The sequence below is a fragment of the Synechococcus sp. CS-1326 genome, from assembly GCF_025128115.1.
Lineage (GTDB): Bacteria > Cyanobacteriota > Cyanobacteriia > PCC-6307 > Cyanobiaceae > Regnicoccus.
In genome coordinates this window covers 18,738-44,769 of the sequence record NZ_JAHLYV010000023.1, presented here as the reverse complement: position 1 = coordinate 44,769, position 26,032 = coordinate 18,738, and the positions used below count along the sequence as shown (strand labels likewise).

Sequence of the window (26,032 nt, the reverse complement as noted above, 5' to 3'; positions counted from 1 at the left end):
CAGGGTCTCAGCGGCTTCTGCGAGCACTGGTTGTCAGAAAGCCAGGAACCCCCACCCGGAATCTCCTGAACTCCAGCCTCTTCACCCCCGCTTGAACGCCCCGATGGTGATCGCACACGCCGCCTCCTACGACAAGCTCACCCCACCCGAAAACGGCACGGCGATCCGCTTCGAGAACGGCCTGCCGGTGGTGCCCTCCGACCCGATCATCCCCTTCATCCGCGGCGATGGCACCGGCGTGGACATCTGGCCCGCCACCCAGCGGGTGCTGGATGCGGCCGTGGCCAAGGCCTACGGCGGTGAGCGCCGCATCGAGTGGTTCAAGGTGTTCGCCGGTGATGAGGCCTGCGAGCTCTACGGCACCTATCAATACCTGCCCCAGGACACGCTCACGGCGATCGAGCAGTTCGGGGTGGCGATCAAGGGACCGCTCACCACACCGATCGGTGGCGGCATCCGCTCGCTCAATGTGGCCCTGCGCCAGATCTTCGATCTTTACTGCTGCGTGCGGCCCTGCCGCTACTACGACGGCACCCCCAGCCCCCACAAACGGCCCCAGGACCTCGATGTGGTGGTGTACCGGGAGAACACCGAAGACATCTACATGGGAATCGAGTGGGAGGCCACCGACCCGGTCTGCGTGGAGCTGATCGCCCACCTCAACGACACGGTGATCCCCGCCAACGGCAAGCTCGGCAAGCGGCGCATCCCCGAGGGATCCGGCATCGGCATCAAGCCGGTGAGCAAGGCGGGCACCCAGCGCCACGTGCGCAAGGCGATCCAGCACGCCCTGGGGCTGGAGGGCGCCAAGCGCCACGTGACCCTGGTGCACAAGGGCAACATCATGAAGTTCACCGAAGGGGCCTTCCGTGACTGGGGCTATGAGCTGGCCACCACCGAGTTCCGCGACCAGTGCGTGACCGAGCGGGAAAGCTGGATCCTCGGCAACCTGGAGCGCAACCACGGCCTCAGCGTCGAAGACAACGCCCGCCTTATCGAACCCGGCTACGACAGCCTCACCCCCGAAAAGAAAGCGGCGGTGGATGCGGAAGTGAAAGGGGTGATCGACAGCATCGGCGAGAGCCACGGCTACGGCAAGTGGAAATCAATGGTGCTGGTCGACGACCGCATCGCCGACAGCATCTTCCAGCAGATCCAGACCCGGCCCCAGGAATATTCAGTGCTCTGCACCCTCAACCTCAACGGCGACTACATCTCCGATGCCGCCGCCGCGGTGGTGGGGGGCCTGGGCATGGCGCCAGGAGCGAACATCGGCGACAGCGCCGCCATCTTCGAGGCCACCCACGGCACCGCGCCCAAGCACGCGGGCCTCGATCGGATCAACCCGGGCTCGGTGATCCTGAGCGGCGTGATGATGCTGGAGTTCATGGGCTGGCAGGAAGCGGCCGACCTGATCACCGCCGGCCTCAGCGCCGCCGTCGCCAACGGCGAGGTCACCTACGACCTGGCCAGGCTGATGGAACCCCGGGTGGAGCCGGTGAGTTGCTCCGGCTTCGCCGAAGCGGTGGTGCGTCACTTCGGCGGCTGAGGGCCTCTGGCCCGGGCCACGCCCGCAAGGAGAATCGGGCGATGCCTGGATCTCCCCACCAGACCGCTCGCAGAGTCGAGATCGACGGCCTCAGAGCCGTCGCCATCCTTGCCGTCATCGTCAATCACCTGAACGCAGCGCTGCTGCCGAGCGGCTATGTCGGGGTCGACGTTTTTTTCGTGATCTCCGGCTATGTGATCACGCGATCGCTTGAACAAAGGCATCCGGCTGAAAACCGTGGGGCCTTCCTGGCAGCGTTTTACCGCCGGCGCATCCAGCGACTGGTGCCGACCCTGGCCGCCTGTGTGCTTGTCACAGGCCTGCTGAGCTGCCTGGTGATTCCGGACCCGACGGCCTCCCTCTGGACAGGGCTGCTGGCGCTGGCCGGGGCCTCGAACCTGTTCCTGCACCAGCAGGCGACCGATTACTTCGGCGCCAGTGGCCAGCTCAACTCCTTCACCCAGACCTGGTTTCTGGGAGTTGATTATCAGTTTTATCTGATCTTTCCCCTGGCAGCCTGGCAGCTGGGCCTGGGCCGAGCCGGGGGGGCAGGTCGCAGGCGGTTCAGGCTTGCGATGGCCCTGGTGGCCGCACTGTCGCTGATCCTGTTCCTGCAGATGCGGCAAGTCGATGCTTCCGCCGCCTACTTCCTGACGGGTCCGAGGGTCTGGGAGTTGGCGGCCGGGTGCCTGCTGGGCACAACCCGGGAGGATCCACAGCTGGATCCAGCCCGCTGGGTGCTTCAAGGCAGGCTGGCCTGGGGGGCCTTTCTGGTGCTGGCCGGCGTCACCCTGGCACCCCAGAACGACAGTGCGATCCCGCTGCTGATCAGCGTGGCGGCGACCTGCGCCCTGATCCAGACCCTGCGGGAGCGATCCCTGCTCGGCCGGCTGCTCACCTGCCCGCCGGTATTGCGCATCGGTCGGATTTCCTATTCGCTCTACCTCTGGCACTGGAGCGTCATCGTCCTCAGTCGCTGGACGATCGGCATCCACGCCTGGAGTGTGCCGTTTCAGCTTCTGCTGATCCTGGGACTGGCCGAGCTGTCCTACCGAACGATCGAAACCCCGTTTGGCTCCAGGCCATGGGCGCCCGGGAACCGGCAGAGCATCCTGATCGGCATCGGCATCAATGCCGCCACCGCCGCCCTGCTGCTGCTGCTGATCAGCGGGGGGCTCTCCCAGCATCTCTATGCCGGCCAGCGGCCGGCCACGTTGTCCGAGGAACGCCAGAAACAGCGCATTGCCGGCACCACCATCACCTCATCGGCCTGTCTGATCGATCGAAACGATGTGCTCGATCCCGTTCAGATCGAGGCGATGGCGAAGACCTGTTCAATCGGGCCCGGGCCCCTCGGCGCAGCCGAAGGGCGAACCCTGTTCGTGGTGGGTGACAGCCATGCCGCTGCCCTGATTCCCCTGGCCGCCGAGCTGCACCGGGAGGGCGCGGGAATCACACTGCTCGCCAAAGCCGGCTGCCCGTTCCCGGCCACCGCCTTCGGCCATCTGGATCCAGGCTGCGAGCGCTTCCAGCAGGAGGTGGCGGCCAGGATTCTCCTCGCCGGCCGGCGGGGGGATGCCGTTCTGATCGCGGGCTATCAGCTGAGTCACCTGGGCAGCGGCCTGCCGGCCAGCCGTGACGGATTCCTGGATCGAAGCGGACAGCCGGTTCAGGGCAGCGAAGCGAAGCTGGCGCTCTACAAAGAGGCGTTGGAGGCTTTTTCGGACAGGGCTGGGGCCTCTGATCTGCGGGTCATCCTGCTCGGAGCCGGTCCGAGGCTGATCGGACGCGACACCTGCCTGCCGGAGTGGTTCCGCCCCGCCCGCTGGAATGAGCTCTGCCTGGAGAGCCTGCGGGAGGACGACCGATCCACCCGGATGATCAACGCTCAACTGAGCCGGAATCTCCCAGGTGATGTGCGCTTCATCGATCCGATGGTGTGGATCTGCCCGAAGGGCTGTTCTCTCGATGGTCTGAAGTGGCAACTGGCCGACGACGACCATCTCACCGCCGCGGCGGTGCGGCGCCTGAAGCAGCCGGTGCTCGAAGCCCTTCTCCAGACGAAGAAAACGCCTGAGCAGGCCCCGGGCCGGGCAGACTGAGCGCCATGCCTTCTCCAGCCGTCGGCCCCAACGCCATGGTCGGCCCCAAACCCATGGGCGGTGCTGCTGTTCCGTTCAGCGCCACCGATCCCTGCATCCACTGCGGCTTCTGCCTGCCGAGCTGTGCCAGCTACCGGGTGCTGGGCACCGAGATGGATTCGCCGCGGGGGCGCATCCACATGCTCAAGGCGATCGAAGCCGGCGAGCTCAGCCTCGATGCCACGGTGGCAGGCCATTTCGAGTCCTGTCTGGGGTGCCTGGCCTGCGTCACCGCCTGCCCCTCGGGCGTGCGCTACGACCAACTGATCGAGGCCACCCGCCCCAAACTCAATGCGGTGGAGTTGCGCAGCCCCTGGCAGCGCAGCCTGCGGGCCCTGCTGTTCCGCCTGCTGCCCTACCCCGGCCGGCTGCGGGCAGTGCTGCAACCCCTGCGGCTCTACGCCGGAACCCCCCTGCAACGCCTGGCCCGGCTCAGTGGTCTCACCCGGCTGTTCGGTCCGGAGCTTGAAGCGATGGAGCGACTGCTGCCGCCCCTGGCAACGGAGGCGTTCGCGGATCGCTTCCCGGTGGTGGTGCCCGCCGAAGGGGAACGGCGCCACCGGGTCGGGCTGGTGCTGGGCTGTGTGCAGCGCCTGTTCGACCCGGAGGTGAATGCCGCAGCGGTGCGGCTGCTCTGCGCCAACGGCATCGAAGTGGTGATCCCCCCGGCCCAGAACTGCTGCGGTGCGATGACCCACCACCAGGGCGAACTGGAGCAGACCCGAACCCTCGCCACCAGCCTGATCGAGAGCTTCGATGCGGTGATCGGGGTTGGCAGGGCCGCCGGCCCTGAGCCCCTCGATGCGGTGCTGGTGGCGGCATCGGGCTGCGGCCACACCCTCAAGAAACTCGACGAGATCCTGGCTGGCCAGCCCGCCTGGGCCGCCAGGGCCAGCGCCTTCACCGATCGGGTCGCCGACATTCAGGAGTTCCTCGATCGGGTGGGGCTGAGCGAGCGCTTTCTGGCCAGGCTCAGGCCGCTCGATCACGCCGATGGCACACCGGCCAGCGCCGAACGCCCCCTGCGTCTGGCTTATCACGATGCCTGCCACATGATTCACGGCCAGGGCCTGCGCGATCAACCCCGCCGTCTGCTGCGGCAGATCCCCCACGTGCGGATCCTGGAAGCGGTGGAGGCGGGCGTCTGCTGCGGCAGTGCCGGGATCTACAACCTGGTGCAACCCGACGAAGCGGCCGAACTGGGCCGGATCAAGGCCGCCGATCTCAGCAACACCGGTGCCGACCTGGCGGTCAGCGCCAACATCGGCTGCACGCTGCAGATCCGCCAGCATCTGGAGGGCACCAGCCGTCCGATCCCGGTGCTGCATCCGGTGCAACTGCTGGAGCGCAGTGGCGGCCTTCAGCCAACCACCGTCCTCACGCCGCGATGACCAGCTCCAACCTGAGTCCGATCACCACCCAGCTCGGCCAGCTGGGCCTCGGCCAACAGCCCTGGTGGGTGGAGCAGTGGATGGAGCTGATCAACTCCTACCGCTACAAAAAGCGCCTGGAGCGCGCCTGGGACTATGCCCGCTCCGGCAACGTGCTCTCGATCCGCTTCGAGGGCAGACGGGTTCATGCGCGGGTCCAGGGGACCGAAGCGGAGCCCTACAAGGTGAAGCTGTGGCTCGACACCCTCACCGATGAAGACTGGGGTTTCGTGCTCGAAGCGCTCGGTCAGAAGGCCCGTTGGTCGGCGCAGCTGCTGGCCGGTGTGATGCCCCAGGACATCGAGCGCGCCTTCGCCGCCAGCGGCAAGCGCCTGTTCCCGTTCAAGCTGCAGGAGGTTCGCAGTGAGTGCTCCTGCCCCGACAAGGCCAATCCCTGCAAACACATCAGTGCCGTCTACTTTCTGATGGGGGATCGCTTCAGTGAAGATCCCTTCGTGCTCTTCCAGTTGCGGGGTCGCAGCCGCAGCCAGCTGCTGGCCGACCTGGCGACGGGGCGCCGCGAGCTGCTGGCCAGCCGCGCCGCCGCCGCCCGTGGCGAGGAAGCGGCGGCCGAGCCGGCGCCCCATCCGGTTCACGGCGCGATCACCGATCCGAGCCGCTGGTGGACCTACACAGCCAGCCTCGATCCCGACCTGGTCGTGATCACCCCGGCCATGGAAGGGGAAACCGGGCTGGATGAAGCCGGCGAATTGCCCCTGGCGGCTGAGCCCCGGTTCCCGGAGGCCAACCGGCTGTTCATCAGCCGGCTCAAGGCCCAGGGGATGGCGATGGGTCAGATGGCGATGGCCCAGGCGATGGGTGCCGGGAGCTGAGCCGTTGCCACCGCAGGCCCCCTGGCTGAGTGCCGCTGCGGTTGCACTTGCCGTTGGCTTGCTCGAGTCGCACCGCCGCCACTTCGGCCGGCCCCTGATCGCCTGCCGCGCCACCGACGGACGCCAGCAGGCCCAGGAACTCTTCGTCGCCGCCACCGTGGTGCTGGCCCATGACGGCAGCGCGGACCCCCGCCTGATCTATGCCAATGCCGCCGCCCTTCGCCTCTGGCGCCATCGCTGGAGCTCGATGGTGGGCATGCCGTCGCGGCTGACCGCTGAGCCGGCCGAGCGCCAGGCGCGGGCACGCCAGCTCAACACGGTCCTGCAGCAGGAGTTCATCTCTGGCTACCGGGGCATCCGCATCGACGGCGATGGCCGCCGCTTTCAGATCGAGGACGCCCGCCTCTGGAACCTGCCCGCTGGCCCCGGTCAGCACCCGGGCGATGCCCCTGGCCAGGCCGCCGCCTTTTCCAGCTGGGCCTGGCTCTGAGGACGGTTCTCCGGCCCTGCTGTCGTGGAGGCCGCCCATGGTGATGAACACCGAACCGAATGGGACGGTTCTTGCCGGATGGAGCAGCAAACAATCCATCCATAGTGAGTGGGTTGGTGAATCCAGCCAGCCTTGATCACCAACTCCGACCTTCTCCTAATCAGAGGGTCTGAATTCAATCCATCCGCCAATCTGTGGAGGACACAACCATGTTGACCCTGCGCCAATCCCCTTACGATCTTTTCGAGCGCCTCGAGCAGCAAGTGCTCAACGCCGAGCGGGTGCCTGCCGCCGAAGTGCACGAAAACGACCAGGCCTACACGATCACTCTTGAACTTCCCGGTGTCGACAAGGAGTCGATCGAGGTCAAAGCCACCGATCGCACCCTGCTGATCAGCGCCCAGCGCCGCAGCCAGCACCCGGCCTCCGCCGCAGCCCAGGACAAGGCCCCCCTGCACAGTGAGTTCCGCTATGGCACCTGGAGCCGCAGCTTCACCTTCCCCGGTGGTCTGCAGCGTGATGCCCTCGAAGCCCACTACCGCGATGGCCTGCTCACCGTCACCGCACCCAAGGCCCAGACACTCACCACCGTGAATGTGAAAGTGGAAAGCTGATCGCATCCGGCCAGAGCTGGGATCAAACGAGAAACGAGATCCGCCCTGGCCTCCGGTCAGGGCATTTTTCTGTCAGCACGGTTTCGCCCCAGGCAAAGTTTCGCTCCATGCATAGCTTCGCCCCAGGAAAGATTTCGCCCCAGGCAAGGGAGCGCCGAGGCTCTCGTTAGCGTGATCTGGTTGCTTCCAACCTGATTCTGGCCAATCCGTCCCTGCTCGCCAGCTTGTTGCTGCTGCTGCTGGGGGTTCTGCTGGCGCGGTTGTCGGCACGGGCCCTGGGGGGCGCCGGTGTGCCTTCGATCCTGCTGGAGCTGGGGACGGGCTTCCTGATCGGCAATCTGCTGCTGCCATTCGATCGCCTGGGCGGGGTCGGGGGCATTGCCGAGCTGGGGGTGATCAGCCTCTTCTTCCTGGTCGGTCTGGAGACGCGCGGCGACCTGCTGAGTCAACGGCGTGGCGACATTCTGCGCACCGTGCTGATCAGCAGCCTGGCACCGCTGTTGTTCTACCTGCCGCTCCAGGCCATCACAGGCGGAGGAAGCGCCAAGGTGCTGCTCTTCCTGGCGGTGGTGGCGGCCACCGGCACCGGTGTCACCCTGCGGGCGCTCGCCAACCTCAAGGCGATGGGCAGCCCCTCTGCCCGCCTGCTGGTTGGGGTCTCGGTGCTCGACGACCTGCCTGCGGTGGGCTTGCTGGCCCTGGCGGCGTCCGTGGGGGCCAGCCAGGGCGCTGCCTCGGCAACCCCTCCGGCGGCGCCGATCTGGATCGTGGTCGCCCTGGCGGCAGCGGCTCTGGGCTATGGGCTGATCCACCGCTGGGTGCGGCGTCATGGCCCGCGGGAGCTGGGTCCCTTCGGCCTGATGGTGCTGATGGTCGGTTGCGCGGCGGCTGGAGAGGCAGCCGGCCTGACCGCCTTTCTCGGCGCCCTGGTCGGCGGGGTGCTGCTGGCTCGCCTCAGCCCGGCCGATGCGGCGGTGGAACGCAATCTGGCGGTGTTCTCGGATGTGTTCGTGCCGCTCTACTTCGTGACGGTGGGCATGCAGGTGAAGCTGGAAACCCTGCTGCAGCCCGAGGCCTGGCGGCTCGGAGCCTTGCTGATCGCGATCGCCGTGATCAGCAAGCTGCTCTGTTACTTCGGCGTCGGCCAGCGGGCCCGCCAGGAGGGCGTGGACCCCTGGGTGGTGGTGTTCGGCCTGATCCCACGAGGGCTGCCGGGGCTGGTGTTCGCCACCAGTGCCCTCAAGATCGGCCTGATCTCCGACCTGGAGTTTTCAGCCCTGGTGATCATGGTGACCAGCACCACCGTGCTCGGCCTGTTGCTGCTGGGGCTGCGGTTGCGCCCTCACTCCACGTCATCGTGGGCGAAGCGGCTGTAGAGGAAATCGAGGGCCTGGTTGCGCAGGCTGTAGTACAGCGGATCCTCCATGATCTCCTCGCGGTTGCGGGGCCGGGGGAACTGGATGTCCATGATTTCGCCGATCTTGGCGGCCGGGCCGTTGGTCATCATCACCAGTCGATCGGCGAGAAACAGAGCCTCATCGATGTCGTGGGTGATCATCAGCACGGTGCAGCGCTGCGTGTTCCAGATCGTGAGCAACTCCTCCTGCAATTCCTCCTTGGTGATCGCATCAAGAGCGCCGAAGGGTTCATCGAGGATCAGCACCTCCGGCCGGATCGCCCGGGCCCTGGCGATCGCCACCCGCTGCTTCATCCCCCCTGAGAGCTGCAGGATCTTCTTGTCGGCCGCATCGGTGAGCCCCACCATCGCCAGGTGCTCGCGGGTGATCTCCTTCTTCTCATGGGCCGGCAGGTCCGGCTTCACCGAATCCACCGCCAGGTAAACGTTTTCGTAGGCGGTGAACCAGGGCAGCAGGGCATAGCCCTGGAACACCACCATGCGATCGGGGCCTGGCTTGGTGATCGTGTTGCCGTGCAGCACCACCCGGCCGTCGCTGGGGGTGGAGAAGCCCGACACCATGTTCAGCAGAGTGGACTTGCCGCAACCGGAGTGGCCGATCACGCACATGAACTCCCCTTCATGGATGCTCAGATCGATGCCATCGAGCACCGGGTAGGGGCCCTTGGCGGTGGGATACACCTTGCTGACGTTCTCGAAGCGCAGGAATGCCTCAGCAGCCGGCGCACGGAGGCCGGGACTGGGTGGCTGGATCAGGGTGGACATGGCTTGGGTGCGGAAGAATGCGGGGGAAGGGCAGGCGGATGCGGTCGGGCCGTCTCAGCCGCGACGTGGTGGCGCCAGGGGGATCTCGGCGATGCTGAAATCCCGCTTGATCACCTGGGCATTGAGGTAGCTGATCGGGTCGTCGGCATCGAAAGGCTGGCCATCGAACAGGGCGATGCCCTGGCGCTGGTAGCTGAGCGCCTCAAGGCCGAGTTCGCGGGCGGCGGTGCTGAACACCCCCACCTGGCAGACCCGCTCCAGGATCTCCACCCAGTTGCGCGGCAGGGGAATGTCACCCCAGCGGGCCATCTGGGTCATCATCCAGAGGTGCTCGGTGCGGCTGGGCCGGTTCAGTCCATCCCCGAAGAACAGGTGGTGCGGCACCGCCGCCTCGCTCTCCGGTCCGCCCCTCTCCACATCGGCGCTGGCCTCACTGAACCGGATCAGCTCCGGCTTGATGCCCAGGTAGCGGCGATCACTGAGCAACTCGCTGAGCTCTGCCCAGTGGGCCGGATCGGCGCAGTACTGGCAGGCCTCCAGCAGGGCCTTGGTGAGGGCGATGTGGGTGTTGGGGTAGGTGATCGCCCAGTCTTCGCGTACGCCCAGCACCTTGCCGGGATGGCCGGGCCAGATCGCCAGATCACCGGCCACCGCAATCCCGTGGCCATCGCGGGTGGCCCGATCCAGCCAGGGAGCGCCCACGCAGTAGCCGTCGATGCTGCCGTCCTTGAGGTCGGCGAGCATCTGGGCCGGCGGCAGGGCCTGCAGGTGCACGTCCTTGTCGGGGTCGATGCCATTGGCCGCCAGCCAGTAGCGCAGCAGCAGGTTGTGCATCGAGGCCTGGTGCACGATCCCCATCGTGTGGGGTTCACGCTCATGGCTTTTGAGGTAGGCGCGGTAATCGTCCACCGTGCGCACCCCCTGCTCGGCCAGGCGACGGCCCAGGGTGATGCCGTTGCCGTTGCGGCTGAGGGTGAGGGAGGTCACGATCGGCAAGGGCGTACCGCCATGGCCGCCGGCGGTCATCCAGGTGGGCATGCCCGCCGGCATCAGCGAGGCGTCGAGGGTGCCGTCCACCAGCCCGTCAACGATGCCGCGCCAGGTGGGTTCGCGGATCAGCTGCACCTCATCGAGGCCGTGCTTGGCGAACAGGCCGTGGGCCTCAGCCACCGCCAGGGGCGCGCTGGCGGCCAGGGGCAGGAAACCCAGATCCAGGTTCACCTTCTCAAGGCCGTGGCGGGCCACCGTCTGGTGGGGCCGGGCCCGCCACTGCTTGACGCGCTTCTGGCGGTTGAGGAAGTAGATGATCTCGGAGCGCAGGCTGTAGTAACTGGGGTGATGCACCACCTCCAGCCGGGCCCGGGGCCGGGGGATGTCCACCTCAAGGATTCCGCCGATCCCCGAGCCGGGGCCGTTGGTGAGCATCACGATCCGGTCGGAGAGCAGCACCGCCTCGTCGACGTCGTGGGTGACCATCACCGCAGTGAGTTCGTGCTCATTGCAGATCTGCATCAGCTTCTCCTGCAGATTGCCCCGGGTGAGCGCGTCGAGGGCGCCGAAGGGTTCATCAAGCAGCAGCAGCTTGGGGCGGATCGCCAGGGCCCGGGCGATCGCCACCCGCTGGCGCATGCCACCGGAGAGCTGCAGGGGCAGCCGGTCGGCGGCGGGGCCGAGCCCCACCATCTCGATGTGCTCCTGGACGATGGCATTGCGCTCGGCCCTGGGCAGATCACCCATCACCTCGTCAATGGCCAGGCCGATGTTCTCGCGCACCGTGAGCCACGGCAGCAGCGAATAGTTCTGGAACACCACCATCTTGTCGGGGCCGGGGCGCTTCACCGCCTCCCCCTCCAGCAGCACCACGCCTTCGGTTGGCAGATCCAGGCCGGCGATCATGTTGAGCAGGGTGGACTTGCCGCAACCGGAGTGACCGATCAGGGAGATGAACTCCCCTTTGTGGATCTCCAGATCGATGCCCTTGAGGGCCAGATAGGTGCCGCCGCCGCGCAGATCGAAACTCTTGTCGATCGCACGGACGTCAACCAGGGATGTCGTCATCGTTGGGGGTTGGCTCTGATGGGCCTGGGGGTAGGGGACAGGAGGGAAGGGAGCAAGCTCAGCGCGCTCACTGACCCGGGGAGATGCGGGTCTGCAGCCAGGCCATCAGACGATCGAGGATGAGGCCGATCGCGCCGATCCAGATCACGCCGAGCACGATCTCGCCCACGTAGTTCTGCTGATAGGCATCCCAGATGAAGAAGCCGATGCCCAGGGTGCCGGGCATCACGATCTCAGCGGCGATGATCGCCAGCCAGGCCAGACCGATCGAGATGCGCAGGCCCGTGAAGATGTAGGGGAGAGCGGAGGGGATCAGCACCTTGGTGAAGAAGCGCCGGTTCGACATCTGCAGCACCAGGGCCACGTTGCGGTAGTCCTGGGGGATCTGGCGCACCCCTTCAGCGGTGTTGATCAGGATCGGCCAGATCGCCGTGATGAAGATCACGAAGATGGCGGCCGGCTGGTTGTTCTGGAACAGCACCAGGGCGATCGGCACCCAGGCCAGGGGTGCCACCATGCGCAGGAACTGGAAGAGGGGATCGAAGGCGCGGTTGATCGCGGGCTTGAGGCCGATCGTGATCCCCACGGCGATGCCCACCAGGGCAGCGAGGGTGTAACCCTGGGCCACCCGCGACAGGCTGGCCATGGTCTGCCAGAACAGGCCCTTGTCGAGGCCGCCACGATCATAGAAAGGATAAAGAATCAGGTTTCGGGTGCGCTCTTCGGTGAACAAGCTCGAAGGGGCAGGCAGGGCGATCAGCTGCAGCGAAGAAAGAATCTGCCAGAGCAACAGGAACCCGCCGATGCCCAGGAGCGGCGGCAGCCAGTTGCCGGAGCTGCGGGCAAGCCATCGCAGGGGACTGCTGGATGCCCCGGGGCGGCGTGATGAGGTGGGAACCATGAAAGGGAGACTCCAAGAAAATGAATACTGAGAACAGGAAATAGCCCTCTGCCGTTCAGAACGGCTGGGAAGCTTCGGAACTGAGGGGCGCGATGAATCAGCGTGGGTGCGATGAAACTCCGGGGGTTGGAAGCCCCCGGAGAAGGATCACTTCAAACTCACTTCTTGATCTTCAGGCTGTCGAGGTAGGCCTGAGGATTCTCCGGGTCGTAGATCACGCCATCGAAGAAGGTTTCCTTGCCACGGCTGGTGGAGGTGGGGATGTCCGCGGCGGGAAGCCCCAGTTCCTTGGCCGCTGTGATCCAGAGATCTTCGCGCACCACTTTTTCGTTGAGCGCCTTGGCCTGCTCTACCGTATCGATCACGCCGGGATAGAACTTCCAGCGGATTGATTCGAGCAGGAACCAGAGGCTGAGGCTCTCATAGGGATAGGAAATCACACCGCGATCGCTGGCCCAGTAGAGCGGCCCCATCGCCGGATCGGTTTCCGGCTTCATGTCGGCGCCGAGCTTGTATTGGCCCTTGAGCGCCTCCTCCAGCACCGGGGCAGGGATGTTGTGCCACTTGCGGGAGCTGAGGATCGTGGCCACCTCGGCGCGGTTCTCGGCCTTGTCCATCCAGATCTGGGCTTCGATCAGCCCCTTGATCAGGGCCACGGCGGCCTTGGGGTGCTTATCCACCCAATCGGCCCGCACCGCCAGAAACTCCTCAGGGTGAGACTTCCAGATCTGGGCGGTGATCGCCGCCAGATAGCCCACCTTGTCTTTGACGATCCTCGACGGCCAGGGATCGCCGGTGGAGAAGGCCTGCATTGTGCCGTTCTTCATCCCCTGGAGGGTTTCGGTGGCGGGCACCGTCAGCAGCTCCACGTCCTTGTCGGGGTCGACGCCGCCGGCGGCCAGCCAGTAGCGGATCCAGATCTCCTGGTTCGCCTTCGGGAAGGTGTAGGAGGCCTTGAACTTGTTGCCGGTCTTCTTGGCGAAGTCATCGAAGAAGCCAGGTGACGTCTTCTTGAGATCGACGCTGAGGTTGCCGTCCTTGACAGCATTGGCTGCGGCAATGCCGTTGCCCTGGCTCATCAGCATCGCCAGCACGTACATCGGCACCTTCTTGCCACCGGAGATCGCTCCTTCGGTGAGCATGTGAGGCATGGGCATCTGCCACTGGCCGCCATCAATGCCGCCGCCGGCGGTGCCGAGCACCACGTTGTCGCGGGCGGAGGACCAGCTGGCCTGCTTGGTGAGGTTCACCTCAAGGCCATGCTTGGCGAAGTAACCCTTCTCAACGGCCACCACCAAGGGCGCAGCCTCGAGAATGGGGATGAAGCCCAGGTTGATGGTTTTGGTCTCAAGCCCCTTGTCGGCAGTGGCCGGCGCCGGTGCGCTGGCGCCCCCACCTCCGGAATCAGGAGGGTTGCCCGTGCAGCCGGCCAGCAGGGAGGTGCCCAGCATGGCGCTGCCCATCAGGGCCAGAAAACGGCGGCGTCTTGTCATGTTGAAAAACAGGGAGAAAAAGGTTGAGATGTGAAATTTTGGTCCAGGATGTGAAACGCTTGAATGAGGCCAGATTCACCAAGGAAGCCCTGGGTTTGGTGAACGATTGATGGCCGGAATGGAGGCCCTAGGGATGGAGCATGGGTCACCGTTGCGGCGGTCGAAAGAAGTTAATGGCTGGGCAATGTGATTGGGGGCCTTGATCAGGCAGGATTGCCAATGACACCAATCAGCGCAGCCAATCGTTCCAGCCACAGACCGGGCTGGGGGCTCAGTCTTCGCTCAGGCGCCGTACCCGCTCCGACATCTTTCCCTCCGGATCGACCCCGACAAACGTGGGCGGCAGCCAGACCCTGACCACCAGCAGCACGGCCATCGCCATCAGGAAGGCACACACGGCCAGAATCTGGCGCCAGTCGGTTTCGAGCACCCCTTTGACGATCACCTCCCGCAGGGCCGAAACGATGGCGATCTCCACCGACACCCCGATCGACACCCGCTGCTCCTGCAGATAGATGATCAGCAGCCGAAACAGCTCCACCAGAATCAGGATGTAGAGGATGTCGGCCGTGACCTCATGGAACTGGGGTGCGCTAAGCAGTGCCCTGAAGATTGAGCGCAGCTCCAGCACCATCACGCAGAAGAGACCCACGCAGAGGCAGATGGCGATCAGATCCTGAATCGACTCCAGGGTCTGGACGATCTGGACCCGCCTGAACTGCTGGTGCCAGGGAACCGCTGGGGCTGGTGTGACTGGGGTTTCCGTCCTGATGGCTTGGCTCATGGCAACGGGCTCAGGGGAGAAGAAGGGGGAGGCTGGTCAGACCGTCCAGTGCTGACCATGGATGGGGTGGGGGAGGAGCAGATCAACATCCCTCTTGGCGACGATCAGCCCGCTGGCCTTGAAACGGCTCAGGGCTTTGGTCACGCTCACCCGGGTCATGCCGGTGAGATCAGCCAGAATCCGGTGGGTGAGGTTCATGTCCTGCAGGGACAGCACGGTGCCCTGGCTGCTGATGATTCCGAATCGGGCGCCGATCCAGTGCAGCAGGTGAATCAACCTGGCATCGACAGGACGGAGCCGACCGATCTGGAGCAGGGTGATGGCCTGTTCCATCTGGTTGTTGAGGCAAGCGGCCAGCTCCTCATTCGAAGGGCAGACTTCCTCGACGCTCACCCGGGTGAGGCAAGCCATTTCTGAGGCGCCTCCCTTCTGATGCAGGGGCGCAATCAGATCACCGGGACCAGCCAACCCGATCGTCACAACGTCACCGTCGGCTGTCCAGGTGTTGGCGCGGATGTAGCCATCGGACAATCTCCAGCAGAGATGGGAGGGAAGGATGCTGGATGGTTCCAGGGTGAGCTGAAGTTTTCTCACGGAAAGGCTGTTGGTCATGACCCATGACGAGGGAACAACACCTCCAACGTTTGAAGAGATGTCTGGTTGGCTGGGTGATGCCGAACCCTAAGGACTTGAGCCTGGACTCTGGTCAGCCCTGACGACAGGATTTTCAATCCAGGCAATCAGCGCTGGTGATCGGATTCTGCTCTCGTTGTTCCGTCAGTTCGAGAGCATCAGGCGGCATAGATTGCTGATTCGACCGCTGTGGCTGGACGCGTGGCCCCTGGGCTGGGTGACAAACCTTCAGGACCGGGCTGGCAGGTGCGGGGCCGGCCGGTGAGCCTGGCCACCCGCCACGGCAAAGAGAAGGTGATCGCCAGACCCTTCCGCCTGGGTCTGGGGGTGGAGCTGGTGCTCGCCGCCGGCTTCGACACCGACAGCCTCGGCACCTTCAGCGGCGAGCGCCCCCGGCAGGACGATGCCGAAACCACCTGTCGGCTCAAGGCCGAAGCCGGCATGGCGGAAACCGGCCTGGATCTGGGCCTGGCCAGCGAAGGCAGCTTCGGGCCCCATCCGGCGCTCCCCTTCCTGCCACTGACGATCGAATGGATGACCTGGGTTGATCAGGCGCAAGGCCAGGTGATCACCGAACGGCTGGTGGGTTGTCGCACCAACTTCGACCACTGCACCGCCGACGCCGGCACCGATCTGGATCCATGGCTGGAGCGGATCGGCTTCCCGGCCCATGCCGTGATTGTGCGCCCCCAATGGCCTGGGGCGGAACCGCACCTTTGCAAGGGCATCACCGGCGTTCCCGAGCTGCGCAGAGCCATCATCGCCGCGGCCAGCGCCTCCGCCGACGGCCTGGCGCTGGTCGAAACCGACATGCGCGCCCACCGCAATCCCACCCGGATGGCCGCGATTCGCCGCCTCGCCTTCCGGCTGGTGCGCCGGATCGCCACGCCCTGCCCGGCCTGCGGCGCCCCTGGCTGGGGGAAGGTGGATGTGGTGGCTGGCCTGCCCTGTTCCTGGTGCGATTCGCCCACCGAATGGATCCAGCACGAGATCTTCGGTTGCCCCAGCTGCCCTCACACCGAGCCACGGCCGCGCTCCGACGGACTGAGCCAGGCCGATCCGCAGCACTGCCCGCTGTGCAATCCCTGAACATCACCACCGCGCTGACCGGGCGGGCCCACCACCGAAGACCCGAAACACAACAATCCCGGCCATGTGGAGTGACACGGCCGGGGAAGGGAACGGTTTAGATCAGATCAGACCAGACCAGATCAGAACTTGTGATCGCGCAGGGCTTCCACCTGATAGATGTAGGTGATGATCGAGTAGTCCGAATAGAACTTGGCTTCAATGTCATGGGTGATTTTGTCGGCCAGCTCGCGGGTGCCGGTGAGCACTTCGATTTTCACATTGGAGAGGGTGTGCGACACGCTGGGTTCTCCCGTGGAGCGCACATTGCGGCTTCCTTCACCACCGGCTGAATTCACGGTGTAACCGGTGGCACCTGCCGCCTTGATCAGCTTGATCAGTTTTTTGGAGAGAATTTCCTCTGCAACGATCACCAGCTTCCAAACTTGTTGACTCATGAACTTAGACTCCGATTGGTTGTGGTTTTAAACGTTTAACGACCGAGCATCATCTCGGCAATGCCAATGAACAGCGGGATGCAGATGGCGATCGCCACTGGCGTGCCGATGGCCGTGGAGGCGCCGATGTAGGCGGAGGGATTCGCCGAGGGAATGCCAGCGCGAAGCGTCGGCGGGCCGGAGATATCCGAGCTCGACGCGGCGATCACCGCCAACACAACAGCGCCACCGATGCTGAAGCCCGTGATCTTGTGAATGATCAGGCCAACGCCGAAGGCCAGAAAACCATGCACGATGGGCGCAATGAAGGCATAGATGGCAAACCACTGGGCAACCTTGCGCAGCTCATTCATGCGCTGGGCGGCCTCCATCCCCATGATGATCATCAGAATGGCGAGGAAGCCGCGGAACAGAGGGTTGAAGAAGCTCTCGTAGACGGGCTCTGGCTTGGTGAGAATGCCAAGGGCCACGCCCAGAAGCAGCGACGTGACGGCCGAGCTCTGCACGCTTTCCTGGATGATCGGCCAGATTTCGACTTTCTCGGCAGCGTTGCCGGTCTTCTTGCTGATGTAAACGCTGGCCACCACGATCGCCGTCACCAGGGCCGGGATGTCCATGAAGGGATAGAGAGCCGCCGTCCAGGCCTCATAGGGGATCTTGGCGGAATCCAGCTGGGGAAGAACGGCCGCAAGCGTGGAGCCACTCACCGCGCCGAACAGACCACCGGTGGCCACGGCGTCAGGCACACTGATGCCTGGCAGTTTCCCCAGGGTGTAACGACCGATGAACACGATCGCGATGCCGATGCCCACAGCCGCGAGCGCCGGGAGAAAGATCTCGGCGGGGTTGGAATTGCGAATGGCGATACCGCCAGTGAGGCCGATCTTCATCAGCAGGAAGAAGCTGATGAACTTGTAGATCGAATCTGGAATGGCCAGCTGGCTGCCTAAGGCGGCAACAATGATGCCGCCAATCAGAAAGCCAAGCGTTGGAGACTGAAGCTGCTCAAGAAACAGTGTGATGAAATCGGACAAGTCAAATCCTCTTGTTGTTTTGGCGCACCAAATCGGAGAGAGTGTAGATGTCGGGGGGTCGTGATTAGGGCAGGCGTTTGCCTGGCCGATGTGGTTCTTCACGCGCAGGCCCGCCCACGGGAGCTGACGCGGCTGTGGTCGCCCAGCCCGGCCGCCGCCGCCGGCCCTGCAGCCCCGAGGCCACGACAGCCGCGCCTATGGCTGCCATCAGATGGCCGAATCGATCCAGCGGCCTCCTGGACACCTCTGGTGCCAGAGAAATCCCGACGGCGTTTCTAGAGTCGGGGTCCTCGCAGACGCCGTCGATGACTGTCGCCACCGCTGCACCCCCCGCCCTGCCCCGCCTTTCCTTGCAGTGCGAGCCGATCGGGCCCGACACCACCACGCTCCGCTCGCTCGACTGGGACCGCAGCCGCTTCGACATCGAGTTCGGCCTGCGCAACGGCACCACCTACAACGCCTTCCTGGTGCGGGGTGAGCGCACCGCCCTGATCGACACCAGCCACCTCAAATTCGAAGCCACCTGGCTGCCGCTGCTGGAGCAGCAGATTGATCCGATGGCGATCGATCACCTGATCGTGTCCCACACCGAGCCGGATCACAGCGGCCTGATCGGCCACCTGCTCGACCGCAACCCAGAGATCGAGATCGTGGCCTCGAAGGTGGCGATCGCCTACCTCGCCGACCAAGTGCACCGCCCCTTCCGCAGCCGCGCGGTGAAAAGCGGTGAGGAGCTGGATCTGGGCACCAACCCGCAGAGCGGGGTGGCGCACCGTTTCGAGTTCCTAAGTGCCCCCAACCTGCACTGGCCCGACACGATCTTCTCGTTCGATCACGGCACCCGCATCCTTTACACCTGCGATGCCTTCGGCCTCCATTACTGCAGCGATGCGGTCTTCGATGTCGACCCCGGCGCCATCGCCCCGGATTTCCGCTTCTATTACGACTGTCTGATGGGCCCCAACGCCCGCAGCGTGCTGCAGGCGCTCAAGCGCATGGACAGCCTGCCGGAGATCGCCATGATCGCCACCGGCCACGGGCCGCTGCTGCGCGAACACCTGCGCCTCTGGATCGGCGACTATCGCGACTGGAGCAGCCAGCGCAGCGCCGGCGAAACCTATGCGGCGGTCTGTTATGTGAGCCAGTACGGCTTCTGCGACCGGCTCAGCCAGGCGATCGCCCGCGGCATCGGCAAGGCGGAGGCCCAGGTGCAGCTGGTGGATCTGCGCGCCTCCGATCCCCAGGAGCTGGCCGCCCTGGTGGGGGAGGCCAGCGCCGTGGTGGTGCCCACCTGGCCCGCCAATCCCGATGGCGATCTGCAGCAATCGATCGGCACGCTGCTGGCGGCGCTCAAGCCCAAGCAGTGGGTGGCCTGCTACGACGCCTTCGGTGGCAACGATCAACCGATCGACACCGTGGCCAGCCAGCTGCGCGGCCTGGGCCAGAAAGAGGCCTTCGCGCCGCTGCGCATCCGCCAGGTCCCTGATGGCAACGATTACCAGCGTTGCGAGGAGGCCGGCACCGACCTGGGCCAGTTGCTCACCAAGGCGAAAACGATCGCCGCCATGAAGGCCATTGATGCCGATGTGGACAAGGCACTGGGGCGGCTCAGCGGCGGCCTTTATATCGTGACCGCCCGCCAGCAGGAACGCAGCAGCGCCATGGTGGCCAGCTGGGTGAGCCAGGCCAGCTTCGATCCACCGGGCCTCTCGATCGCCGTGGCCAAAGACCGCGCCATCGAAGCGCTGATGCAGGTAGACGATCGCTTTGTGCTCAACATCCTGCGCGAAGACAACTACCAGCCCCTGCTGCGCCATTTTCTCAAGCGTTTCCCCCCCGGCGCCGACCGCTTCGCCGGGGTGCCCACCCTCGATGGGGTCTCCGCCGGTGGCCCGGTGCTCAGCGAAGCGCTCGCCTTCCTGGGCTGCCGCGTGGTGCAGCGCATGGAAACACCCGACCACTGGATCATCTATGCCGCCGTGGAGGAGGGCACGGTGTCCGACACCGAAGCCGCCACGGCCGTTCATCATCGCAAGGTGGGGAACCATTACTGATGGCTGAACGCGTCCTCGATCCCACGGCACCGGTCACTGAAGCAAGCGAACGGCGCGTCATCACGCTGCCGATCGAACCGGGCCTGACCTGCCTCCGCTGCCTCAGCCCCAAACGGCTGCGCTTCGAGGTGGAATACGGCCTGGAGCGCGGCACCAGCGCCAATGCCTTCCTGTTCGCCGGTGGCCGCAACACTGCCCAGCGGGAGATCCCGCCGGTGCTGGTGCATCCCCCCGGTGCCTCGTTCACGGCGCCATTCCTGGCCCAGCTTGCTGCCCTGGTGCCTGCGGAGGCGCCACTCAAAGTGGTGCTGGGTCACGTCAACCCCAACCGGGTGGCGCTGCTGCGCGAGCTGACGGCTGGCTGGCCCGCCCTGATGCTGGTGGCCTCCAACACCGGCGCCCGGCTCGTGGAGGAGCTGTGGCAGCAACGCCGGCCCCCTGCTCCGGGCAGCGAAGAGGTGGAGCCGCCGCTGCCCCCCCTGCCGCCGATCGATGTGGTGAAGCAGGAGGTCAGCCGCGAGCTGGCCGCTGGCTTCCGCCTCACCCTGCTGCCCGCTCCCACCCCCCGTTGGCCGGGTGCCCTGATCGCCTTCGAGGAACGCACCGGTCTGCTGATGAGCGGCAAGTTCTTCGCCGCCCATCTCTGCAGCGAGGCCTACGCCGAGGCCAACCGCGGCAGCACCGAGGAAGATCGCCGTCACTACTACGACTGCCTGATGGCGCCGATGGCCCGCCAGGTGGAAACGGTGGTCGAACGGCTCGAGGAACTGGAGATCCGCACGATCGCCCCCGGCCACGGCCCGGCGATCACCGAGAGCTGGCGCAGCCTGCTGGCCGATTACGGCCGCTGGGGGGAAAACCTCGCGAAAACCCGCCTGTCGGTGGCGCTGCTCTACGCCAGCGCCTACGGCAACACCGCCGCCCTCGCCGATGCGATCGCCCAGGGTGTGGCGCGCACGGGCGTGCGGGTGGAGAGCATCAACTGTGAGTTCGCCCCCCCCGACCAGCTGCTCGAAGCGATCCGCAGCTGCGATGCGGTGCTGATCGGCTCCCCCACCCTGGGCGGCCACGCCCCCACCCCGATCGTCTCGGCGCTCGGCACCCTGCTGGCCGAAGGCGACCGGGCCAGGCCGGTGGGGGTGTTCGGCAGCTTCGGCTGGAGCGGCGAAGCCATCGATCTCCTCGAAACCAAGCTGCGCGATGGCGGCTTCCGCTTCGCCTTCGAGCCGATCCGGGTGAAGTTCAGCCCCGATCCGCCCACGCTCAAGCGCATGGAGGAAACGGGCACGGCCCTGGGGCGGCAACTGCTCAACCAGCAGAAGCGTCAGCGGCGTGTGGTGGCAGGCGGCCTCAGCGAGAGCCGCAGCAACCCGGCGGTGCTGGCCCTGGGCCGCGTGGTGGGTTCGCTCTGTGTGCTCACCTGCGTAAAGGGGGAGGGTGCTGCGGCCCTCAACGGTGGCATGGTGGCCAGCTGGGTGAGCCAGGCCAGCTTCACGCCGCCCGGCTTCACGGTGGCGGTGGCAAAAGACCGTGCCGTGGAAAGCCTGCTGCACGTGGGCGACCGCTTCGTGCTCAACGTGCTGGCCGAAGGCCGCGAGAGCGGACCGATGAAGCGCTTCCTGCAGCCCTATTCCCCTGGCGCCGACCGGCTGGCGGGCCTGGAGCTGGAACACAGCCCGGCGGGTCAGCCGGTGCTCCCTGAAGCCCTGGCCTGGCTGGAGGCCAGCGTGAGCCAGCGCATGGAGTGTGGCGATCACTGGCTGGTCTATGCCCAGGTGAGCCATGGCGGCCTGCTGGATGGCAGCGGCATCACCGCCGTGCACCAGCGCCGCAGCGGCGCCAATTACTGAGCCGGGCCCAGCTTCCCCTGCTCAGCGAGGCAGGGGAACAGCGGGCAGCGGCGAGCGGGCCTCACGGAAACAGGGCGTCTCGAACAGCTCACGCTGGCTGAGGATCTCCACCTTGGGCGGCACACCCGGCTTGCTGTAGCGCAGCACGAAGATCTGGCCGAACTCCGTCGCACCGATGGGTTTCATCGAGGCCCAGCCCAACCCCCGGGCCAGTTCGGGCATGCGGCGGTGCTCCCAGAACAGCACCACAGTGCCGCCTTCGTAGGTGGGCTGACTCAGGATCTCCTGGCCGTCCAGAAAGGAGTTGTCGCGGGAGGACTGGGCGATCGAGATGTTCACGCCCGTGGCCACCCCGAGGGGAACGGCGCTCTGGTAACTGCGGGCGTTCTTGCTGGATTCCGGGTTGAGGAAGAAGGTGCGGATCTGCGTGGGCGGGCCGAAGCAGGCGGGAATCAGGCGCGCCAGGGTGATGGAGCGCAGAAAGCCATCCACCGAGAGGTTGTAGTTGCCATCCCCGGCGGCCACCTTGTCGCCGTGGCGCAGCAGGATCACCGTGCGCGGAAGGGCCTCGGCAGGGGCGGCGACTGAGGCTTTGAGCACCAGCACCAGAGCGGTCGTAGCGAGGGCCTGCAAGGGCCGATGGGGTGAACCCTTCTGGGTCATGGAAGCCGGTGGATGGATCCAGGCAGGACAGCGGCTGGCGAGAGCAGGCTCCATGCTGGCAGCAGGAGCTGGCGGCATCGCCAAGCCCGACCACTCTCCTAACTCATACTCACTCCGCTTTAGTGCTAGGTTCGGGATCTTCGGCGCTCCCGTGGCGTCGGCCGATCCGTCACCCACCCATGGACCTCTCCAAGCCCGGCACCCTCGCCAACCTCGAAGCCGCCTTCGGCGGCGAGAGCATGGCCAACCGGAAATACCTCTTCTTCGCCGACGTGGCCAAGCAGCTCGGCAACTCCGAGCTCGCCAAACTCTTCCGCGACACCGCCGCCCAGGAAACCGAACACGCCTTTGCCCATTTCCGACTGCTGCACCCCGAGCTGGTGGTGGCCGACCCCAGCGCCCTCTCCGAGGCCGAAAAGCAGAGCGTTCTGGCGCGCTGCCTGGCGCTGGCGATCGAAGGCGAAACCTACGAGTACACCACCATGTACCCCGAGTTCGCCGCCCAGGCCCACACTGACCGCGATGGCGACGCCGAGGCCGAATTCAACGAGCAGATCACCGAATCCGAGCAGCACGCCGGCCTCTTCCACAAGGCAGCCAGCAACTTCGGCCTGCTCACGCCGATCGAGCACCACCACGCCGATCGCTACTCAATCGCCCTCGAAGCACTCCAGGGCAAAGGCACGGCCGGCGAGGCCGCCGAGCCCGTGGCCGGCAAGTGGATCTGCAAGGTGTGCTCGATGATCTATGACCCGGCTCTGGGTGATCCCGACTCAGGCATCGTCGCCGGAACCCCCTTCGAAGCCATCCCTGGCGACTGGGTCTGCCCGCTCTGCGGCGCCCGCAAGGCCAACTTCATTCCCTACCGGGAACCGGTCCTGCTGACGGCCTGACGCCGGGCACACCGCACGAAACCGTCTGGTGGAAGCGGCTGAAATCAAGCTCCCGGCTGTCCTCGCTGTCGACGACGATGTCCGCGAAGCGAGCGTTGAGGCGCAAGTCGGCAGGTCGGTAGGTCCAGCGGGCATGGACGGGGCCCCGCACCGTTTCGTCCATGCCCTGAAAGGCCACGACCACCTCGCCGTTGCGCGCCAGGATCAACTCCGGGGTCAGGCCGTGCAGGGGGCTGGCGGCATCGATCGGATGCATCACCGTCCACATCAACTGAAAATGAATCGACTGGTCGCGGTGCAGGGCGAGGGGCAGCATCCGCCGCATCATGAAACCCTCGCTGCTGGTCTCCTCGAGGGCCAGAAACGCCTTGATCCGGCCCTCCAGAATGCTGTGGCGACGCACATTCGCGATCCGGAAGGTGAGCGTGGGCACGCCGTTCCACGGCTGGATCGTGGCCACCTCGCTGAACAGGATCCGGGCGCGGCTGCGGGAGAAGCGGGCGAAGGCCAGGCCGGTGGTCACGGCAACGAACACCAGTCCCACCAGGGCTTCGAGGGTCACCAGCAGATTGATCGCCAGGCTGGCCGGGTGGAGCACTCCGTAGCCGATCGAACCCAGGGTCTGAACGCTGAAAAAGAAGGCCTCCGGGAACCCCGCCACCGTGCCCGCCGCCACCCCGCCGATGCCGCGGGCGTCGAGCAGGAAGAGCAGGGCGAAGCCCAGATTGAGCAGCAGGTAGCTGGTGGCGATCAGCAGCAGGAAGCCCGGCCAGGGCACGGCCAGCATCAGGTGATAAGGCTCACGCCAGTGCTGGCGCCAGTCGTCGAGATTGTCAGCCCGGAAGCCACCGCCGTCCTGGCGGCGCAGCCGCAGGGAACGGGGCACAGGGGCCTGGGATGGGGAACGACGCATCGCCAAGGATCAGGCCATCAACAGGGGAAAATGGCTCCACTGGACTGCCAGGGAATCATGGACGACACCAGTCCAACGCACACGGCCCCGCCATGACCACCGACCTGTTCACGCCGCTCAGCCTGGGCTCCCTGGAGCTGCCCAACCGGGTCTGGCTGGCGCCGCTCACCCGTGCCCGCGCCGAAGCGGGCCATATCCCCGGCCCGCTGATGGCGGAGTACTACGGCCAGCGCGCCAGCGCCGGCCTCTCGATCGCCGAGGCCACGATGGTGATGGAGGGGAATTCTGCCTTCATCCGCGAGCCCGGCATCCATTCGGCGGCCCAGGTGGAAGGCTGGCGCCTGACCACCGACGCCGTGCATGGGCGCGGCGGCCGGATCGTGCTGCAGATCTGGCACGGGGGCCGCGCCTGCCACCCCCTGCTCAACGACGGCCGCCAACCGGTGGCCCCCAGCGCGATCGCGATCACCGGCGATGAGGTGCACACCCCGGAGGGCAAGCAGCCCTATGTGCTGCCCCGGGAGCTCGCCGACGGGGAACTCCCCGGAATCGTGCAAGGGTTCCGGCTGGCTGCCCGCAACGCCATCGCCGCCGGCTTCGATGGCGTGGAAGTGCATGGCGCCAACGGCTACCTGCTCGATTCCTTCCTGCGCGATGGCAGCAACCGACGCAGCGGCGCCTACGGCGGCCCGATCGAGAACCGGGCGCGGCTGCTGCTGGAGGTGATCGAGGCCGTACGCGCTGAAACGGAGCTGGTGGGGCTGCGGATCTCGCCGCTGAACAGCTACAACTCCATGCTCGACAGCGATCCGATCGGTCTCTCCACCTGGCTGGCCAAGCGCCTGAACGACACGGGGCTGGCCTACCTGCACCTGATGCGCGGCGACTTTTTTCAGCAGCAGCACGGTGATCTGCTCACCCCGATCCGGGAGCATTTCAACGGGGTTCTGGTGGCCAACATGGGCTACGACGCCGCAGGCGCCAATGCCGCCATCAGCGCCGGCGCCATCGACGCAGTGGCCTTCGGCAGTGCCTTCCTGGCCAACCCCGACCTGCCCGAGCGCCTGCGGCGCGGCGCTCCGCTCAACGCCGCCGATCCCGCCACCTTCTACAGCCCCGGCCCCGCCGGCTACACCGACTACCCCTTCCTGCCATGACCACCTCCAGCGGCACCGCCACCCAACCTGTCTTCCGGCCCGCCGCCGAGCGCTTCCACAGCCAGCTCGACTGGCTGGACAGCTGGCACAGCTTCTCATTCTCCAACCACTACGACCCCGCCTGGATGGGCTTCGGCCCGCTGCGGGTGATCAACGACGACACGATCGCCGCCGGCCGCGGCTTCGGCATGCATCCCCACAACGACATGGAGATCGTCACGGTGATGGTGGAAGGGGAGCTCAGCCACCGCGATTCGATGGGCAACGGCGAGGTGCTGCGGGCCGGTGAGGTGCAGCGCATGAGTGCCGGCACCGGCGTGGTGCACAGCGAGATCAACCAGGGGTCGGCCCCCTGCCGGCTGCTGCAGATCTGGATCGAGCCCAGCAGCTCCGCAATCCCGCCGGCCTATGAACAACGGCCCTACCCGCTCAGCCCCGGCTGGACCCTTCTGCTCGATCCTGATCGTCGTGAGGGGGCCATGGCCATCCACCGTCCGATGCGGCTGTGGCGGGCCTGCCCCCTGCCCGGCACCAGCCTGAGCCTTCCCCTGCCGGCCGGCCGAACCGGCTGGATCCAGCTCGTGGAAGGGGAAGTGATGCTGGAGCTGGAGTCAGGCGAAACCCACCGGCTCCAACGGGGTGATGGCCTGGGCTTCAGCTGCAACGGTGGAGGGGTGCTGAAGGGCGCGGCCGGCGGCGCTGATCTGCTGCTGTTCGAGCTCGCCTGAGCCCGATCCGGGCACGATTCGTGGCGTCCACAGGATGTGAATGGCAGAAGGAAGCTGTCAAAGCCACCAAAAGGAATCGAACGATGCGGCAGGGCGCCGCCCCATC

Annotated in this window: 23 protein-coding genes; 13 read left to right on the top strand and 10 right to left on the bottom strand. The window is 65.9% G+C overall.

Going from position 1 to position 26,032, the window contains the following annotated elements:
- Positions 1-103: 103 nt before the first annotated feature.
- The 7 genes from KQ307_RS08835 (at position 104) to KQ307_RS08805 (ending at position 8,433) form a co-directional block, all read left to right on the top strand.
- Positions 104-1,549 (top strand): NADP-dependent isocitrate dehydrogenase, encoded by a 1,446-nt coding sequence (locus KQ307_RS08835; RefSeq protein ID WP_259727722.1) that lies wholly within the window; start codon positions 104-106, stop codon positions 1,547-1,549.
- Positions 1,550-1,590: 41 nt separating this feature from the next.
- Positions 1,591-3,651: an acyltransferase family protein gene (locus tag KQ307_RS08830; protein ID WP_259727721.1), complete on the top strand. Its 2,061-nt coding sequence runs from the start codon at positions 1,591-1,593 to the stop codon at positions 3,649-3,651.
- Positions 3,652-3,686: 35 nt separating this feature from the next.
- Entirely contained in the window at positions 3,687-5,081 is a 1,395-nt protein-coding gene (locus tag KQ307_RS08825; RefSeq protein WP_259701907.1) for a (Fe-S)-binding protein, read from the top strand.
- A complete protein-coding gene (locus KQ307_RS08820) occupies positions 5,078-5,953 on the top strand; it encodes an SWIM zinc finger family protein (RefSeq protein ID WP_259701860.1) in 876 nt (291 codons plus the stop codon). Before KQ307_RS08825 ends, KQ307_RS08820 begins: the two co-directional genes overlap by 4 nt.
- A gap of 4 nt (positions 5,954-5,957) precedes the next feature.
- Positions 5,958-6,443, top strand: a complete 486-nt coding sequence (locus tag KQ307_RS08815) for an MEKHLA domain-containing protein (RefSeq protein WP_259727720.1) — start codon at positions 5,958-5,960, stop codon at positions 6,441-6,443.
- A 209-nt stretch (positions 6,444-6,652) separates the two neighbouring features.
- Positions 6,653-7,057: an Hsp20/alpha crystallin family protein gene (locus KQ307_RS08810; RefSeq protein WP_259727719.1), complete on the top strand. Its 405-nt coding sequence runs from the start codon at positions 6,653-6,655 to the stop codon at positions 7,055-7,057.
- Between the two features lie 227 nt (positions 7,058-7,284).
- A complete protein-coding gene (locus tag KQ307_RS08805; protein WP_259727718.1) occupies positions 7,285-8,433 on the top strand; it encodes a cation:proton antiporter in 1,149 nt (382 codons plus the stop codon).
- On the opposite strand, the gene KQ307_RS08800 is transcribed toward KQ307_RS08805, so the two are convergent.
- The 6 genes from KQ307_RS08800 to KQ307_RS08775 form a co-directional block, all read right to left on the bottom strand.
- Positions 8,400-9,239: a nitrate ABC transporter ATP-binding protein gene (locus tag KQ307_RS08800; RefSeq protein ID WP_259727717.1), complete on the bottom strand. Its 840-nt coding sequence runs from the start codon at positions 9,237-9,239 to the stop codon at positions 8,400-8,402. The two genes, KQ307_RS08805 and KQ307_RS08800, sit on opposite strands and share 34 nt — an antisense overlap.
- A gap of 54 nt (positions 9,240-9,293) precedes the next feature.
- Positions 9,294-11,297, bottom strand: coding sequence for a nitrate ABC transporter ATP-binding protein (locus tag KQ307_RS08795; protein WP_259727716.1), 2,004 nt, complete (start codon positions 11,295-11,297; stop codon positions 9,294-9,296).
- A 67-nt stretch (positions 11,298-11,364) separates the two neighbouring features.
- The gene (gene ntrB / locus KQ307_RS08790) at positions 11,365-12,198 is read right to left on the bottom strand and encodes a nitrate ABC transporter permease (RefSeq protein WP_259727715.1); all 834 of its coding nucleotides are present in this window, start codon (positions 12,196-12,198) and stop codon (positions 11,365-11,367) included.
- A gap of 158 nt (positions 12,199-12,356) precedes the next feature.
- Positions 12,357-13,691, bottom strand: a complete 1,335-nt coding sequence (locus KQ307_RS08785) for a CmpA/NrtA family ABC transporter substrate-binding protein (RefSeq protein WP_259727714.1) — start codon at positions 13,689-13,691, stop codon at positions 12,357-12,359.
- Positions 13,692-13,962: 271 nt separating this feature from the next.
- Positions 13,963-14,475, bottom strand: coding sequence for a phosphate-starvation-inducible PsiE family protein (locus tag KQ307_RS08780; RefSeq protein ID WP_259701852.1), 513 nt, complete (start codon positions 14,473-14,475; stop codon positions 13,963-13,965).
- Positions 14,476-14,511: 36 nt separating this feature from the next.
- Entirely contained in the window at positions 14,512-15,087 is a 576-nt protein-coding gene (locus tag KQ307_RS08775; protein WP_259727713.1) for a Crp/Fnr family transcriptional regulator, read from the bottom strand.
- A gap of 222 nt (positions 15,088-15,309) precedes the next feature.
- Here KQ307_RS08775 and KQ307_RS08770 point away from each other — a divergent pair, with 222 nt between their 5' ends.
- Positions 15,310-16,197: a DUF6671 family protein gene (locus tag KQ307_RS08770; RefSeq protein WP_259727712.1), complete on the top strand. Its 888-nt coding sequence runs from the start codon at positions 15,310-15,312 to the stop codon at positions 16,195-16,197.
- Between the two features lie 122 nt (positions 16,198-16,319).
- On the opposite strand, the gene KQ307_RS08765 is transcribed toward KQ307_RS08770, so the two are convergent.
- Together KQ307_RS08765 and KQ307_RS08760 are read right to left on the bottom strand one after the other, a co-directional pair.
- Positions 16,320-16,634 carry a P-II family nitrogen regulator gene (locus tag KQ307_RS08765; RefSeq protein WP_259701849.1) on the bottom strand — a complete coding sequence of 105 codons (315 nt, stop codon included), beginning with the start codon at positions 16,632-16,634 and terminating at the stop codon, positions 16,320-16,322.
- Between the two features lie 35 nt (positions 16,635-16,669).
- The gene (locus KQ307_RS08760) at positions 16,670-17,668 is read right to left on the bottom strand and encodes a sodium-dependent bicarbonate transport family permease (RefSeq protein ID WP_259727740.1); all 999 of its coding nucleotides are present in this window, start codon (positions 17,666-17,668) and stop codon (positions 16,670-16,672) included.
- A gap of 305 nt (positions 17,669-17,973) precedes the next feature.
- Here KQ307_RS08760 and KQ307_RS08755 point away from each other — a divergent pair, with 305 nt between their 5' ends.
- Positions 17,974-19,722: a diflavin flavoprotein gene (locus KQ307_RS08755; protein WP_259727711.1), complete on the top strand. Its 1,749-nt coding sequence runs from the start codon at positions 17,974-17,976 to the stop codon at positions 19,720-19,722.
- Positions 19,722-21,572, top strand: coding sequence for a diflavin flavoprotein (locus KQ307_RS08750; protein ID WP_259701847.1), 1,851 nt, complete (start codon positions 19,722-19,724; stop codon positions 21,570-21,572). The genes KQ307_RS08755 and KQ307_RS08750 overlap by 1 nt, the downstream gene beginning before the upstream one ends.
- A 21-nt stretch (positions 21,573-21,593) precedes the next feature.
- Here KQ307_RS08750 and KQ307_RS08745 read toward each other — a convergent pair whose 3' ends face one another.
- Positions 21,594-22,289, bottom strand: coding sequence for a hypothetical protein (locus KQ307_RS08745; RefSeq protein WP_259727710.1), 696 nt, complete (start codon positions 22,287-22,289; stop codon positions 21,594-21,596).
- A gap of 125 nt (positions 22,290-22,414) precedes the next feature.
- Between KQ307_RS08745 and KQ307_RS14810 the strand changes: the two genes are divergently transcribed.
- Entirely contained in the window at positions 22,415-23,128 is a 714-nt protein-coding gene (locus tag KQ307_RS14810) for a rubrerythrin family protein (protein WP_311133730.1), read from the top strand.
- Here KQ307_RS14810 and KQ307_RS08730 read toward each other — a convergent pair.
- Complete coding sequence (locus KQ307_RS08730; RefSeq protein ID WP_259701845.1) at positions 23,091-24,041, bottom strand: ion channel; 951 nt, start codon at positions 24,039-24,041, stop codon at positions 23,091-23,093. The genes KQ307_RS14810 and KQ307_RS08730 overlap by 38 nt on opposite strands.
- Before the next feature lie 92 nt (positions 24,042-24,133).
- On the opposite strand from KQ307_RS08730, the gene KQ307_RS08725 reads away from it, so the two are divergent.
- Positions 24,134-25,198 carry an alkene reductase gene (locus KQ307_RS08725; protein WP_259727709.1) on the top strand — a complete coding sequence of 355 codons (1,065 nt, stop codon included), beginning with the start codon at positions 24,134-24,136 and terminating at the stop codon, positions 25,196-25,198.
- On the top strand, positions 25,195-25,926 hold the full coding sequence (locus KQ307_RS08720; RefSeq protein WP_259727708.1) for a pirin-like bicupin family protein: 732 nt from the start codon (positions 25,195-25,197) through the stop codon (positions 25,924-25,926). The genes KQ307_RS08725 and KQ307_RS08720 overlap by 4 nt, the downstream gene beginning before the upstream one ends.
- Positions 25,927-26,032 lie beyond the last annotated feature (106 nt).

Bases quoted from the DNA above. Each gene is read 5' to 3' on its own strand.
- KQ307_RS08750 (WP_259701847.1), top strand. From the start codon at position 19,722: ATGGCTGAACGCGTCCTCGATCCCACGGCACCGGTCACTGAAGCAAGC.
- KQ307_RS08725 (WP_259727709.1), top strand. From the start codon at position 24,134: ATGACCACCGACCTGTTCACGCCGCTCAGCCTGGGCTCCCTGGAGCTG.
- KQ307_RS08730 (WP_259701845.1), bottom strand. From the start codon at position 24,041: ATGCGTCGTTCCCCATCCCAGGCCCCTGTGCCCCGTTCCCTGCGGCTG.
- KQ307_RS08745 (WP_259727710.1), bottom strand. From the start codon at position 22,289: ATGGAGCCTGCTCTCGCCAGCCGCTGTCCTGCCTGGATCCATCCACCG.
- ntrB (WP_259727715.1), bottom strand. From the start codon at position 12,198: ATGGTTCCCACCTCATCACGCCGCCCCGGGGCATCCAGCAGTCCCCTG.
- KQ307_RS08755 (WP_259727711.1), top strand. From the start codon at position 17,974: ATGACTGTCGCCACCGCTGCACCCCCCGCCCTGCCCCGCCTTTCCTTG.
- KQ307_RS08830 (WP_259727721.1), top strand. From the start codon at position 1,591: ATGCCTGGATCTCCCCACCAGACCGCTCGCAGAGTCGAGATCGACGGC.
- KQ307_RS08820 (WP_259701860.1), top strand. From the start codon at position 5,078: ATGACCAGCTCCAACCTGAGTCCGATCACCACCCAGCTCGGCCAGCTG.
- KQ307_RS08765 (WP_259701849.1), bottom strand. From the start codon at position 16,634: ATGAGTCAACAAGTTTGGAAGCTGGTGATCGTTGCAGAGGAAATTCTC.
- KQ307_RS08785 (WP_259727714.1), bottom strand. From the start codon at position 13,691: ATGACAAGACGCCGCCGTTTTCTGGCCCTGATGGGCAGCGCCATGCTG.
- KQ307_RS08795 (WP_259727716.1), bottom strand. From the start codon at position 11,297: ATGACGACATCCCTGGTTGACGTCCGTGCGATCGACAAGAGTTTCGAT.
- KQ307_RS08800 (WP_259727717.1), bottom strand. From the start codon at position 9,239: ATGTCCACCCTGATCCAGCCACCCAGTCCCGGCCTCCGTGCGCCGGCT.
- KQ307_RS08720 (WP_259727708.1), top strand. From the start codon at position 25,195: ATGACCACCTCCAGCGGCACCGCCACCCAACCTGTCTTCCGGCCCGCC.
- KQ307_RS08835 (WP_259727722.1), top strand. From the start codon at position 104: ATGGTGATCGCACACGCCGCCTCCTACGACAAGCTCACCCCACCCGAA.
- KQ307_RS08810 (WP_259727719.1), top strand. From the start codon at position 6,653: ATGTTGACCCTGCGCCAATCCCCTTACGATCTTTTCGAGCGCCTCGAG.
- KQ307_RS14810 (WP_311133730.1), top strand. From the start codon at position 22,415: ATGGACCTCTCCAAGCCCGGCACCCTCGCCAACCTCGAAGCCGCCTTC.
- KQ307_RS08775 (WP_259727713.1), bottom strand. From the start codon at position 15,087: ATGACCAACAGCCTTTCCGTGAGAAAACTTCAGCTCACCCTGGAACCA.
- KQ307_RS08780 (WP_259701852.1), bottom strand. From the start codon at position 14,475: ATGAGCCAAGCCATCAGGACGGAAACCCCAGTCACACCAGCCCCAGCG.
- KQ307_RS08825 (WP_259701907.1), top strand. From the start codon at position 3,687: ATGGTCGGCCCCAAACCCATGGGCGGTGCTGCTGTTCCGTTCAGCGCC.